At 59.0% G+C, this 14,750-nt stretch carries 8 protein-coding genes; 5 read left to right on the top strand and 3 right to left on the bottom strand.

Annotated elements, in window-relative coordinates; translation table 11 throughout:
* Positions 1–108 precede the first annotated feature (108 nt).
* The 5 genes from aceE to msrA all read left to right on the top strand — a co-directional run bounded on the left by aceE (position 109) and on the right by msrA (position 11,117).
* Positions 109–2,754: a pyruvate dehydrogenase (acetyl-transferring), homodimeric type gene (gene aceE / locus F8N85_RS07385; protein WP_150802999.1), complete on the top strand. Its 2,646-nt coding sequence runs from the start codon at positions 109–111 to the stop codon at positions 2,752–2,754.
* An 11-nt stretch (positions 2,755–2,765) separates the two neighbouring features.
* Positions 2,766–5,735 carry a pyruvate dehydrogenase complex dihydrolipoyllysine-residue acetyltransferase gene (aceF, locus tag F8N85_RS07380; RefSeq protein ID WP_150802998.1) on the top strand — a complete coding sequence of 990 codons (2,970 nt, stop codon included), beginning with the start codon at positions 2,766–2,768 and terminating at the stop codon, positions 5,733–5,735.
* A 343-nt stretch (positions 5,736–6,078) separates the two neighbouring features.
* On the top strand, positions 6,079–7,473 hold the full coding sequence (locus F8N85_RS07375) for an alkaline phosphatase D family protein (RefSeq protein ID WP_150802997.1): 1,395 nt from the start codon (positions 6,079–6,081) through the stop codon (positions 7,471–7,473).
* Between the two features lie 228 nt (positions 7,474–7,701).
* Positions 7,702–10,395 carry a GGDEF and EAL domain-containing protein gene (locus F8N85_RS07370; RefSeq protein WP_150802996.1) on the top strand — a complete coding sequence of 898 codons (2,694 nt, stop codon included), beginning with the start codon at positions 7,702–7,704 and terminating at the stop codon, positions 10,393–10,395.
* Positions 10,396–10,469: 74 nt separating this feature from the next.
* Positions 10,470–11,117: a peptide-methionine (S)-S-oxide reductase MsrA gene (gene msrA, locus F8N85_RS07365; RefSeq protein ID WP_150802995.1), complete on the top strand. Its 648-nt coding sequence runs from the start codon at positions 10,470–10,472 to the stop codon at positions 11,115–11,117.
* A gap of 145 nt (positions 11,118–11,262) precedes the next feature.
* On the opposite strand, the gene F8N85_RS07360 is transcribed toward msrA, so the two are convergent.
* The 3 genes from F8N85_RS07360 to putP form a co-directional block, all read right to left on the bottom strand.
* Positions 11,263–12,099 carry a 23S rRNA (adenine(2030)-N(6))-methyltransferase RlmJ gene (locus F8N85_RS07360; RefSeq protein WP_150802994.1) on the bottom strand — a complete coding sequence of 279 codons (837 nt, stop codon included), beginning with the start codon at positions 12,097–12,099 and terminating at the stop codon, positions 11,263–11,265.
* Positions 12,100–12,344: 245 nt separating this feature from the next.
* Entirely contained in the window at positions 12,345–12,656 is a 312-nt protein-coding gene (locus tag F8N85_RS07350) for a hypothetical protein (RefSeq protein ID WP_150802993.1), read from the bottom strand.
* Between the two features lie 520 nt (positions 12,657–13,176).
* Positions 13,177–14,661 carry a sodium/proline symporter PutP gene (gene putP / locus F8N85_RS07345; RefSeq protein WP_150802992.1) on the bottom strand — a complete coding sequence of 495 codons (1,485 nt, stop codon included), beginning with the start codon at positions 14,659–14,661 and terminating at the stop codon, positions 13,177–13,179.
* Between the last annotated feature and the right edge of the window lie 89 nt (positions 14,662–14,750).

The following is a 14,750-nucleotide window of genomic DNA, read 5'->3' as shown; positions in this document are numbered from 1 at the left end:
CCGCCGGAACAACCTCTCGGCAATCCAAGAATTTATATCGTCTGCCCACAAGGCCAGTCGCAAACTCAGGCAACCGATTCTGGAAGCCTTTCCGCCCTGGAGCAAGCCATGCAAGACCTCGATCCCGTCGAAACCCAGGAATGGCTGGACGCCCTGGAATCGGTTCTCGACAAAGAAGGCGAAGACCGCGCTCACTATCTGATGACCCGTATGGGCGAACTAGCGACCCGCAGCGGCTCGCAGCTCCCTTACGCCATCACCACGCCGTACCGCAACACGATCCCCGTTACCCACGAAGCACGCATGCCTGGCGACCTGTTCATGGAACGCCGCATTCGCTCGTTGGTACGCTGGAACGCGTTGGCCATGGTCATGCGTACGAACCTGAAAGATTCTGACCTGGGTGGTCACATCTCCAGCTTCGCTTCCAGTGCGACCCTGTATGACATTGGCTTCAACTACTTCTTCCAGGCTCCGACCGACGAGCACGGCGGCGACCTGATCTACTTCCAGGGTCACGCTTCTCCTGGCGTCTACGCCCGCGCCTTCATGGAAGGCCGCATCACCGAAGACCAGATGAACAACTTCCGCCAGGAAGTCGATGGCAAGGGCCTGTCGTCCTACCCTCACCCTTGGCTGATGCCGGACTTCTGGCAGTTCCCGACCGTTTCCATGGGTCTGGGTCCGATCCAGGCGATCTACCAGGCGCGTTTCATGAAGTACCTGGAAGCCCGCGGTTTCATCCCGGCCGGCAAACAGAAAGTCTGGTGCTTCATGGGCGACGGCGAGTGTGACGAGCCGGAATCCCTGGGCGCGATCTCCCTGGCCGGCCGCGAAAAGCTGGACAACCTGATCTTCGTCATCAACTGCAACCTGCAGCGCCTCGACGGCCCGGTTCGCGGCAACGGCAAGATCATCCAGGAACTCGAAGGCGTGTTCCGCGGTGCTCAGTGGAACGTGAACAAGGTCATCTGGGGCCGTTTCTGGGACCCACTGCTGGCCAAGGACACCGACGGTATCCTGCAACGCCGCATGGACGAAGTCATCGACGGCGAATACCAGAACTACAAAGCCAAAGACGGCGCGTTCGTGCGTGAACACTTCTTCAACTCGCCAGAACTCAAGGCAATGGTTGAAGACCTGTCCGACGACGAGATCTGGAAACTCAACCGTGGCGGCCACGACCCGTACAAGGTCTATGCGGCGTACCACGAAGCGGTCAACCACAAAGAACAACCGACCGTCATCCTGGCCAAGACCATCAAGGGTTATGGCACCGGCGCCGGCGAAGCGAAGAACACCGCGCACAACACCAAGAAGGTCGATGTCGAGAGCCTGAAGTTGTTCCGTGATCGTTTCGACATTCCGGTCAAAGACAGCGAGATCGAAAACCTGCCGTTCTTCAAACCTGAAGAAGGCAGCGCCGAAGCCCGTTACCTGAGCGAGCGCCGCACCGCACTGGGCGGTTTCGTGCCTCAGCGTCGCGCCAAGAGCTTCAGCCTTCCGACTCCGCCACTGGAAACCCTCAAGGCTATCCTCGACGGTTCCGGCGATCGTGAAATCTCCACCACCATGGCCTTCGTGCGGATTCTTTCGCAACTGGTCAAGGACAAGGAAATCGGCCAGCGCATCGTGCCGATCATCCCGGACGAAGCCCGTACCTTTGGTATGGAAGGCATGTTCCGTCAGTTGGGCATCTACTCCTCCGTCGGCCAGCTCTACGAGCCAGTCGATAAAGACCAGGTGATGTTCTACCGCGAAGACAAGAAAGGCCAGATTCTCGAAGAAGGCATCAACGAAGCGGGCGCCATGAGCTCCTTCATCGCCGCCGGTACTTCGTACTCCAGCCACAACCAGCCGATGCTGCCGTTCTACATCTTCTACTCGATGTTCGGCTTCCAGCGTATCGGCGACCTCGCCTGGGCCGCTGGCGACAGCCGCACCCGTGGCTTCCTGATCGGCGGCACCGCCGGCCGTACCACGCTTAACGGCGAAGGCCTGCAGCACGAAGACGGTCACAGCCACTTGCTGGCAGCGACCATCCCGAACTGCCGTACCTTTGATCCAACCTACGGCTACGAGCTGGCGGTGATCATCCAGGACGGCATGAAGAAGATGACCGAAGAGCAGCAGGACGTCTTCTACTACATCACCGTGATGAACGAGTCTTACCAGCAGCCAGCCATGCCGGCCGGTGTCGAGGAAGGCATCATCAAGGGCATGTACCTGCTCGAAGAAGATACCCGCGAAGCGGCGCACCACGTACAGCTGATGGGCTCCGGCACCATCCTGCGTGAAGTCCGTGAAGCGGCGAAGATTCTGCGTGAACAGTTCAACGTCGGCGCTGACGTGTGGAGCGTTACCAGCTTCAACGAACTGCGTCGCGATGGTCTGGCCGTGGAACGTACCAACCGTCTGCACCCGGGTCAGAAGCCTAAGCTGAGCTACGTCGAAGAGTGCCTGAACGGCCGTCAAGGTCCGGTCATTGCTTCTACCGACTACATGAAGCTGTTTGCTGAACAAATTCGTCAGTGGGTCCCGTCCAAGGAATTCAAAGTCCTGGGCACCGACGGTTTCGGTCGCAGTGACAGCCGCAAGAAGCTGCGTCACTTCTTCGAAGTCGACCGTCATTTCGTGGTGTTGGCAGCCCTGGAAGCCTTGGCTGACCGTGGCGATATCGAACCTAAAGTGGTGGCTGAAGCCATCGCCAAGTTCGGTATCAACCCGGAAAAACGCAACCCACTGGACTGCTGAGGAGATTTTCTGTGAGCGAACTCATTCGCGTACCTGACATCGGCAGCGGTGAAGGTGAAGTAATTGAACTGATGGTCAAGGTCGGCGATCGCATCGAAGCCGACCAGAGCATCCTGACGCTTGAGTCGGACAAGGCGAGCATGGAGATCCCTGCACCAAAGGCCGGGATCGTCAAAAGCCTGAAAGTGAAGCTGGGCGATCGCCTGAAAGAAGGCGACGAGTTGCTGGAACTGGAAGTCGAGGGTGCCGCTGCTGCGGCGCCAGCGGCTGCTGCGCCTGCTGCCAAGGCCGAAGAAAAACCAGCTGCCGCCCCTGCTCCTGCAGCGGCAGCACCGGCCGCTGCGCAAGCCGCTGCAACTACTCAGCAAGTGCACGTGCCGGACATCGGTTCGTCGGGCAAGGCCCAGATCATCGAGATCCAGGTCAAGGTCGGCGACACCGTCGAGGCTGATCAGTCGCTGATCACCCTGGAATCCGACAAGGCCAGCATGGAAATCCCATCGCCAGCCGCTGGCGTGGTCGAAAGCATCAGCGTCAAGCTCAACGACGAAGTCGGCACTGGCGACCTGATTCTGGCGCTGAAAGTGGCGGGTGCCGCGGCACCGGCTCCTGCCGCGCCAGCCCAAACCGCTGCGACCTCCGCCGCAGCTGCAGCGCCAGTCGCTGCGGCCCCGGCTGCACCGGTAGCTGACAGCGTTCAGGACATTCACGTCCCGGACATCGGCTCGTCGGGCAAGGCCAAGATCATCGAAGTCCTGGTCAAGGCTGGCGACACTGTTGAAGCCGATCAGTCGCTGATCACCCTGGAATCCGACAAGGCCAGCATGGAAATCCCATCGCCAGCCGCTGGCGTGGTCGAAAGCATCAGCGTCAAGCTCAACGACGAAGTCGGCACTGGCGACCTGATTCTGGCGCTGAAAGTGGCGGGTGCCGCGGCACCGGCTCCTGCCGCGCCAGCCCAAACCGCTGCGACCTCCGCCGCAGCTGCAGCGCCAGTCGCTGCGGCCCCGGCTGCACCGGTAGCTGACAGCGTTCAGGACATTCACGTCCCGGACATCGGCTCGTCGGGCAAGGCCAAGATCATCGAAGTCCTGGTCAAGGCTGGCGACACTGTTGAAGCCGATCAGTCGCTGATCACCCTGGAATCCGACAAGGCCAGCATGGAAATCCCATCGCCAGCCGCTGGCGTGGTCGAAAGCATCAGCGTCAAGCTCAACGACGAAGTCGGCACTGGCGACCTGATTCTGGCGCTGAAAGTGGCGGGTGCCGCGGCACCGGCTCCTGCCGCGCCAGCCCAAACCGCTGCGACCTCCGCCGCAGCTGCAGCGCCAGTCGCTGCGGCCCCGGCTGCACCGGTAGCTGACAGCGTTCAGGACATTCACGTCCCGGACATCGGCTCGTCGGGCAAGGCCAAGATCATCGAAGTCCTGGTCAAGGCTGGCGACACTGTTGAAGCCGATCAGTCGCTGATCACCCTGGAATCCGACAAGGCCAGCATGGAAATCCCATCGCCAGCCGCTGGCGTGGTCGAAAGCATCAGCGTCAAGCTCAACGACGAAGTCGGCACTGGCGACCTGATTCTGGCGCTGAAAGTGGCGGGTGCCGCGGCACCGGCTCCTGCCGCGCCAGCCCAAACCGCTGCGACCTCCGCCGCAGCTGCAGCGCCAGTCGCTGCGGCCCCGGCTGCACCGGTAGCTGACAGCGTTCAGGACATTCACGTCCCGGACATCGGCTCGTCGGGCAAGGCCAAGATCATCGAAGTCCTGGTCAAGGCTGGCGACACTGTTGAAGCCGATCAGTCGCTGATCACCCTGGAATCCGACAAGGCCAGCATGGAAATCCCATCGCCAGCCGCTGGCGTGGTGGAAAGCGTTTCCATCAAACTGGATGACGAAGTCGGTACCGGCGACCTGATCCTCAAGCTGAAAGTCAAAGGCGTAGCGCAGGCGTCTGCTCCTGCCCCAGCCGCAGCGCCTGCTGCTGCCAAGGCTGAAGCAGCCCCTGCTGCGGCCGCAGCTCCGGCACCTGCCGCTCCAACTGCAGCACCGGCCCAACCAGGCGCCAAGGTTCACGCAGGCCCGGCAGTGCGCCAACTGGCCCGTGAATTCGGCGTCGAGCTGAGCGCGGTCAGCCCAAGCGGCCCGCACGGCCGCCTGCTGAAAGAAGATGTGCAGGTTTACGTCAAAGCCATGATGCAGAAGGCCAAGGAAGCACCGGCCGCTGCTGGCGGCGTAACCGGCGGCGCGGGCATCCCGCCGATTCCGGTCGTGGACTTCAGCCGTTTCGGCGAAATCGAAGAAGTGCCGATGACTCGCCTGATGCAAATCGGCGCGTCGAGCCTGCATCGCAGCTGGCTGAACATTCCGCACGTAACGCAATTCGACTCGGCGGACATCACCGAGCTGGAAGCCTTCCGTACCGCTCAGAAAGCCGTTGCAGAGAAGGCTGGCGTCAAGCTGACCATCCTGCCGCTGCTGCTTAAATCCTGCGCGCACCTGCTCAAGGAACTGCCGGACTTCAACAGTTCGCTGGCACCCAGCGGCAAGGCGATCATCCGCAAGAAGTACGTGAACATCGGCTTCGCGGTAGACACTCCGGACGGCCTGCTGGTACCGGTCATCAAGAACGTCGACCAGAAGAGCCTGCTGCAACTGGCAGCCGAAGCCGCCGTGCTGGCAGCCAAAGCGCGCGACAAAAAGCTCACCGCTGACGACATGCAAGGCGCCTGCTTCACCATTTCCAGCCTCGGGCACATTGGCGGCACCGGCTTCACGCCGATCGTCAACGCTCCGGAAGTGGCGATCCTCGGTGTATCCAAGGCAACCATCCAGCCAGTCTGGGACGGCAAAGCCTTCCAGCCGAAGCTGATGCTGCCACTGTCGCTGTCCTACGATCACCGAGTGATCAACGGCGCCGCTGCTGCACGCTTCACCAAGCGTCTGAGCGATCTGCTGGCGGACATCCGCACCATTCTGTTGTAAGACCGACCGGCCCTCCTTCAGCGGAGGGCCGGCCGAGTTCCACGTTTTCCGAGCGCCACGCTCGTACCTCAACCCCGCCAATTTGGCGGGGCTTTTTTTGCCTGAAACAAACCTCCCTGGTGGCTCTAACCCGCAGGCCCGCACATCAAGTAAAAAATCTCACATAGATCATGCGCTATGCCTGCTGCTCTGCGGGCAAGTTACTACTTAATAAAACTTAACAAGCCACCTACTCTAACGCCCTATTGAGCGTCATTTCTGCACACCTATAGCTAACGTTAGTTAGCCCCATAAATTATTTCAGGGCGGTAACTATTCACCCATATTTCGAAAGGATTCGAAAATGCTCACACCTACGGTCGGCCCAATTATTGGCTATACCACAACACATCACGTGCGCATTTTTTTGCGTGGCAAACATGAAAACGATCTTTTGGTTTTCGGCGGCATTCGTTACCGGCTAAAAAATCAGGGGCCATGGACACACGGAAACTTTGCGTTACTAAAATCTTCAAATGATATGTCTGAGGTCATCACTTTAAACAACCTGAGCGAAGACACGGAGTACGAATATCAAGCCGGCTGGTTCACTACCTCCAGCCCACTGCATACGATAGAAACGGTAAAAGAGCTGCCTCTGGAATGGCCCAATGAGACGTACTCCTTCAGGACTGCCTCCAGCAAAAAAACCACTCCTCGCTGCTACGTCATCGGCTCATGCCGCTATTTACGCATGACGCTCGGGCTGCCTTCGGCTCCGGAACTCGGTGATCGCATCTTTGCAGCAATCGACACGCTAGCGCAAAACCCCTCCACTCCGGTCCACGGCCTGGTAATGACCGGAGATCAGGTCTATGTCGACGACCTGAATTTTTTCTTACCTGATCGTGACTACAAAGCCATTCTCAGCAAATACCGCGCTGCTTTTTCTCAACCCAATATCCGTAAACTCATGTCGCATGTTCCTACCTACATGATTCTCGACGACCATGAAATTGAAGACAACTGGCCAGCCAAAGCAAACCGCTTGGACGAGTCACTGTTCAGAAATGCCATGAACGCCTATGAAATATATCAATGCAGCCACAGCCCGGCCCACACACTACTAACTTCCGGACAAATAGATCGCACAATAAAACGCTATTGGTATCAATTTACCGACGGCGATTCAGAGTGGTTTGTACTGGACACCCGAACGGGCAGGAACCTCTCTGCTCAAGACAGACGAATACTGGATAGAGAACAGGAGCAAGCCCTTTATAAATGGCTTATCAATAGCCGGGCACGCGTCAAATTAATCGTCACCGGTGTCATGCTCTATCCCGACCTCAAGAATGACCGCGGCGATGCCTGGAAATCCTTCCCCACTCAGCGCGACCGGATCCTCGAAACTATCCGTTCAAACAAAATCAGGAACGTTGTCTTCATTTCAGGTGATATACACGGCTCGATGACCAGCCAACTGACTCACTCAGAGGACAAGGATTTCCTGGTCCATACCATCGTATCGTCGCCCCTGTGCAATTCCAGGCTTTTACCCTACGCCAAGGCAGCCGATTTCATCCTCGACCAACCACTCACCCCGCAGGGCAGCGGCAGCTACCGCTATGCATTGACCAGTAAAGTAGTCAGCCAGGACAACTTTGCGCGCATCACCCTCGATCAACAGCAGATCACGGTCGACTTCCACGGTCAGAATGGAAAGCTCCTCCAGTCGGTGAACATCGTGCTTCGCTGATACCGATAGCCACGTCGTTCATGCTGGCCGGTTCGCTGTCGACGCCGGCATGGACATCCGTTTCTGACCGCGCCTGTAGAAATCCCCCGCCCTGCCGACAAACGTTTATAGCACTTAGCCTTCATCCTCTCTTGTCAGTCTGTGTCGCATGATGCAACCTTGCCCGCAGGCAACAGTAAAGAGGGCGCGAGCCCGGCGCGATCAGCATCTTCGAAGCGAGTTTCCTCCATGAAAAGCCAACCCGATGCCGTCAGCCGTATGGCGGCCGAGGTAGTGACGCAGTTGCCTGTGCCCTCGCGGCTCGGCATGCTGCGTTTCGAACGGCTGAATGAAGTTAGCTGGGCGCTGTTGTTTCTTGATCCCAATTGCGAACGGCAGTTCGGCATGGCCGCCGTCGATCTCTGTGCCCTGGTAGGTTCACCCTATGCCAGCCTGATGGAACCTGAAGCCCGCTATCAACTGCATGACACGATCCAGCAGCAACTGACCGAAAGCCCGCATTATCTGATCCGCTATACCCTGCATACCGCCCAAGGGCCCTTGAACCTGCTCGAACTGGGCGAAGCCTACAAACAACACAATCGGCATCTGCTGCGCGGTTACCTGCTGGTGGTGGACGACCTGTTCAGCAACGCCCCGCAACTGCCGATGCTGGATCTCGAAACCCAGAACACTCGACTGCAGATTGCCCTGGAACTCAACCAACGGGCGCAGCAGGATCAGCTCCAGCACCTCGAACGGGTGCGTGCCCAGCAAGACTTGATCCTGCTCCTGGCCCGCCAGCGCTACAGCAGCAATAACTCCCTGCAAGAAGCTGCCGAACTGATTACTCGCAGCGCCTGCGACATCTATGAGATCGACTGTGCCAGCATCTGGAACCTCGAAGGCCAGCAACTGACGCCGATTTCCGCGTACTACCGTGTCTCGCGGGAACACTGGATGCCGGACCTCATCGATGCGAGCGGGTACCCCAGCTATCTGGAAGCCCTGCACACCAGCCGCGCAATCGACGCCGACAATGCAATACGCGACCCGCGCACCCGGGAAATGGCCGAAAGCCTGAGATCGCGCGACGTCAACGCCATGCTCGACGCCAGTATCCGCATCGATGGCCAGGTGGTCGGCGTGTTGTGCCTGGAGCAGATTGGCATCACCCGAGCCTGGCAGTCGGACGAGATCGCTTTCGCCGGTGAACTGGCCGATCAATTCGCCCAGGTCATCAACAACCACAACCGGCGCACCGCCACCAGCGCCTTGCACCTGTTCCAGCGCGCCGTCGAGCAGAGTGCCAACGCCTTTCTGCTGGTCAATTGCGACGGCGTGGTGGAGTACGTCAACCCGAGCTTTACCGCGATCACCCAGTACACCACCGAAGAAGTCCACGGCCACAAGCTGTCGGAACTGCCGGCGCTGGAAAACCTCAGCGAATTGCTGTTCGACGCGCCATCGAGCCTGGCCAAGAGCAACAGCTGGCAGGGCGAGTTCAAGAGCCGGCGGAAAAATCTCGAACCCTACTGGGGTCAGCTGTCGATTTCCAAGGTCTACGGTGACAACCGCGAGCTGACCCACTACATCGGCATCTACGAAGACATCACCCAGGCCAAGCTTGCCCAGCAGCGCATCGAACGCCTGGCCTACACTGACAACCTGACCAACCTGGGCAACCGCCCGGCGTTCATCCGCAACCTCGACGAACGCTTCGCCCGGGACAGCGACACTCCCATCAGCCTGTTGCTGGTGGACATCGACAACTTCAAGCGGATCAACGACAGCCTCGGCCACCAGACCGGCGACAAACTGCTGATCAGCCTGGCCCGACGTTTGCGCAACAGTCTCAGCCCGAGTGGTAGCCTGGCGCGCTTCGCCAGTAACGAATTCGCCGTGCTGCTCGACAACACCGATCTTGAGGCCGGCCAGCAAGTCGCCCACCAATTGCTGATGACCCTCGACAAGCCGATGTTCGTCGACAACCAGTTAATCAGTGTCACTGGCTCCGTGGGCCTGGCCTGCGCGCCGCTGCATGGCCGCGAACCGCAAACCCTGATGCGCAACGCCGGGCTGGCTTTGCACAAGGCCAAAGCCAACGGCAAACACCAGGTTCAGGTGTTCACCGAAGCGCTGAACGCCGAGGCCAGTTATAAGCTGTTCGTCGAGAACAACCTGCGCCGCGCCCTGACCCAGAACGAGTTGGACGTGTTCTACCAGCCCAAGCTCTGCCTGCGCAGCGGTCGCCTGCTGGGGATGGAAGCCTTGTTGCGCTGGAACCATCCGGAAAAAGGCATGATCCGCCCGGACCAGTTCATCGGTGTCGCCGAAGAGACCGGACTGATCATTCCCATCGGCAAATGGGTCGCCCGTCAGGCTTGTCGCATGAGCAAGCAGCTGACCGCTTCGGGTTTGGGCAATCTGCAAGTGGCGATCAATCTGTCGCCCAAGCAGTTTTCCGACCCGGACCTGGTGGCATCCATCGCCGGCATTCTCAAGGAAGAACAGCTGCCCTCCTCCTTGCTGGAGTTGGAACTGACCGAGGGCCTGCTGCTGGAAGCCACTGAAGACACTCACTTGCAGCTCGACCAGCTGAAGCGCCTGGGCCTGACCCTGGCCATGGACGACTTTGGCACCGGTTACTCGTCGCTTAGTTACTTGAAAAAATTCCCGATCGACATCATTAAGATCGATCGCAGCTTCATCCATGAAATCCCGGACAACCAGGACGACATGGAGATCACCTCCGCGGTGATTGCCATGGCCCACAACCTCAAACTCAAAGTGGTCGCCGAAGGCATCGAGACCGCCGAGCAGCTTGCGTTCTTGCGGCGCCACCGTTGCGATGTCGGCCAGGGTTACCTGTTCGACCGGCCAATCCCGGGCTCGGAGCTGATCGAAAGGCTCAAACGCTACCCGCGTGGCCCAAACGCCTGACAGCGCTGTAACACTCGGGCACACTGGCAGTCTGACTCTTTACCGTTAACTCAATCTGACTGAGAGGACTGATCATGGTCTTGCGCTCGGAAATTCTGGTGAACAAAAACGTGCTTCCAACCAAAGAACAAGCTCCGCCTGGCCGCGAAACCCCAATGACCGTGCCGGCCGAACACTTCGTCAACGGCAACCCGTTGCTCGGCCCATTCCCGGGGAGCGTGGACTTCGCGATCTTCGGCCTGGGTTGTTTCTGGGGCGCGGAACGTCGCTTCTGGCAACGCGAAGGCGTGTTCAGCACGTCGGTGGGTTACGCCGGCGGTTTCACCCCGAACCCGACCTACGAGGAAGTCTGCTCGGGCCTGACCGGTCACAGCGAAGTCGTGCTCGTGGTCTACGAGCCGGAAAAAGTCAGCTACCAGGAACTGCTGGCAATGTTCTGGGAACTGCACAACCCGACCCAGGGCATGCGCCAGGGCAACGACATCGGTACTCAGTATCGCTCGGTGATCTACGCCACCAACCCCAGCCAACTGGAAGCGGCAAAGGCCAGCGAGAAAGTGTTCCAGGCTGAACTGACCAAAGCCGGCCTGGGCACCATCACCACCGAAATCGAAGAAGCCCCGACGTTCTACTACGCCGAGGCGTATCACCAGCAGTACCTGGCGAAGAACCCTGAGGGTTATTGCGGGATTGGCGGCACAGGCGTGACGTGCCCGATTTGATCGGGTGAAGCAAAAAATCGTCCGAACGCGGCCCGAACCTGCGGCAGCTCCTACGGGATCGAAGTAAACCGTTTGTCCCTGGTTGTACCCGATCCTCGTAGGAGCTGCCGAGCGCAGCGAGGCTGCGATCTTTTGATCTTGTTGTTTATTCAGAGATCAACCAATCCATCTGCCACCCACCCTGGGTCTGCCCAAGCTTCTTGGACAACCACGGCAGCAACTCACGCAACTCCTCCTCAAGCCCCCACGGCGGATTGGCGATCGCCAGCCCTGAACCGTTCAGGCTATTGGGCGTATCCAGCGGATGCACCAGCAATTCCACCCGCAGCAGCTTCGGCGCACCCGTGCCGGCCAGGTCCTGGTAGAACCGGCGCAACATCCGCTGATCCTTCACCGGGTACCAGATCGCCGCCACCGTCTGCCGCATCCGGCCGATCGCCTCTTTCAACGATGCCGCACAGCGCTGCATCTCATCGAGTTTCTCGAATGGCGGATCGATCAACATCAACGCGCGCTTTTCCGCTACGGGCAGCAAGGCCCGCGGCACGTGCCAGCCTTCACCCAGGTGCACCGCAACCCGGCGATCACCCTTCATATTGTCCTTGAGCAGCCGCCCGTCTTCCGGGTGCTTCTCGTTGAGCAACACCCGATCCTGGGAACGGGTCAAACGCCGCGCCAGCTCCGGCGAACCCGGGTAATAGCGCAACTCGCCATCCGGGTTCATCTCATGCAACACCTGCATGTAATCCGCTGTCAGCACCGGCAGATCCGGCTCACCCCACAACCGGGCGATGCCCTCCAGATACTCACCGGTGCGCGATGCCTCATCACCCTTGAGGTCATACAGACCAATGCCGGCGTGAGTATCGAGATAGGCAAACGGCTGCTCCTTGCGCGACATCAAGGCGATGAGGCGGGTCAAGGTCAGGTGTTTGAACACGTCGGCGTGGTTGCCGGCGTGGAAGGCGTGGCGATAGTTCATGGTTGCTCCTGCGCAGGAGGCGAAGTTTACCTTGTACGAGACAGAACGTCAGGGGTTCACGACCAGGCGGATAGACACCGCACAACTTGTGGCGAGGGGGCTTGTCGGAACGCCGCATCGCCCCGTTCGGCTGCGCAGCAGTCGTAAAACCGGTAGATGCGGCTTACCTGAAACACCGCGGTGGCTGGTTTTGGGGCCGCTTCGCAGCCCAGCGGGGGCAAGCCCCCTCGCCACAAGGTTTGTGTTTATTTCGAGATCTGCGCCTGCAATCGCCGCCCGAGCACATCCAGCAAATCACACCCATCACGCAACGCAATGGCACACAGCCGCGCAAAGTCGTGAAGGATCACCGCATCGGTATGAATCTCCTCGCGCATGGCCAGATTTTCCATCAGATGAGTGACGGTGCGGATGCGGTAATCGGCAGCGTCTTGCAGCACATCGAGTGGCGCCTGGGTGTCGACGAACAGGGTCGGGATATCGCAATCGTTGCTGGTGAGGGGCATGTAGCGGTTGGTAGAGGTTGAATGGGGTGGATCGGGGGTGATGGTTCTCACGAGTCTGGCTCCTAACGTATTGGTTGGAGCCGCCAGAAATTACTTCCACATAATAGGTGGCGGCTGTACGCAGGTGTGGAAGACCGAGACGTTAGGTTCCCGGCACACTCAAGAGTGTCCCGCGCACAGCCACCATAAAACACAGACGATAAAAAACGCCATGCAGGTGGCGCTTTGTGCGCCTAACGATATAAGGGCTTCCACACCCTGTCACTGATTTTGCAGCGACTCACAAAGATTATCGATGCAGCCAAATTCCCGCCAGTTCACACAAGCCGCCGCAACCTGCGGGAAATCTCCGATGACCTCGCCCAGAAATGTAGTCGCCTGGTAGTACACCAATCGCGGGCAAGCCCGGCTCCCACAGGGGAATGCGATCGAATGTGGGAGCGTGGCTTTCCCGCGAAGAGGCCTGCAAGGGCCCAGCCGATCAATTGGCAGACACAAAAAAAGGCCCGCCTCCAGAAGGACGCGGGCCGTTTTTATGTCACTGAATGCCTAGGGCATCAGCTCATCTCACTCAGCTGTTTAGCTGGAAGTCTTTCTCGGCAGCGGCGAAACGCTTGAGCATGCCGGCAGTCGGAGCGCCCATCTTGCTGACGATGTAAATCGCAAGGCTGGCGAAGATGAAGCCCGGGATGATTTCGTACAGACCCAGCAGTTCGAAATGCTTCCAGACGATCACGGTGATTGCGCCGACCAGGATACCGGCCAGTGCGCCGTTACGGGTCATGTCTTTCCAGATGACCGAGATCAGCACCACCGGACCGAAGGCGGCACCGAAACCGGCCCAGGCGTAGCTGACCAGACCCAGTACGCGGTTTTCCGGATTGGCAGCCATGGCGATGGCGATCAGTGCAACCAACAGCACCATGGCGCGACCGACCCATACCAGTTCGACCTGGGAAGCATTTTTACGCAGGAAGGTCTTGTAGAAGTCTTCGGTCAGGGCACTGGAGCACACCAGCAACTGGCAGCTCAAGGTACTCATCACGGCAGCCAGAATGGCCGACAGCAAGATACCGGCAATCCAGGGATTGAAGAGGATCTTCGCCAGCTCGATGAACACACGCTCGTGGTTCTCACTGACTGGCATCGCTACGGCAGGGTTCGCCGCGAAATAGGCAATACCGAAGAAGCCGACAGCCACGGTGCCGCCCAGGCACAGGATCATCCAAGTCATGGAGATGCGACGGGCTTTGGCGATCGACTTGACCGAATCCGCCGCCATGAAACGCGCGAGGATGTGCGGTTGGCCAAAGTAGCCCAGACCCCAACCCATCAGCGAGATGATGCCAATGAAGGTGGTGTTTTTCAGCATGTCGAAATTGCTTGGATCTTGCGCTTCGATAGCCAGGAAAGTGGTATCAATGCCACCGGTGGCCAGCAGCACGATGATCGGCGTCAGCAGCAGGGCGAAGATCATCAGCGTGGCTTGTACGGTGTCAGTCCAGCTCACTGCCAGGAAACCACCAACGAAGGTGTAGGCAATAGTTGCCGCAGCACCGGCCCACAGCGCCGTCTCGTAGGACATGCCGAAGGTGCTTTCGAACAGCCGGGCACCGGCAACGATGCCGGAAGCGCAATAGATGGTGAAGAACACCAGAATCACGATAGCCGAGATGATTCGCAGCAAACCGCTGGTGTCTTCAAAACGGCTGGAGAAGTAATCCGGCAGGGTCAGTGCATCACCGTTGTGCTCGGTTTGCACCCGCAGACGACCAGCCACGAACAGCCAGTTCAGGTAGGCACCGACGATCAGGCCGATGGCGATCCAGCTTTCCGACAGACCAGACATATAGATAGCGCCCGGAAGGCCCATCAGCAACCAGCCGCTCATGTCGGAAGCACCGGCGGAAAGCGCGGTCACCACGCTGCCCAGGCTACGGCCACCGAGAATATAGTCAGAAAGGTTGTTGGTGGAGCGATAGGCCATGAAGCCGATCAATACCATTGCCGCGATGTAGATCACGAACGTGATCAGGGTTGGATTACTTACGCTCATTGAGTTGCGCCCTGGCATTGTTTTTATGTAGCGGCGGTCTGTCGGAGGTCTCTGTGCACCTGAGTGGATAGACGATTCCGCTTGCCGCG

It is taken from the genome of Pseudomonas fluorescens (assembly GCF_902497875.1).
Classification (GTDB): domain Bacteria; phylum Pseudomonadota; class Gammaproteobacteria; order Pseudomonadales; family Pseudomonadaceae; genus Aquipseudomonas; species Aquipseudomonas fluorescens_BR.
This window is presented reverse-complemented; position numbering and strand designations above follow the sequence as displayed.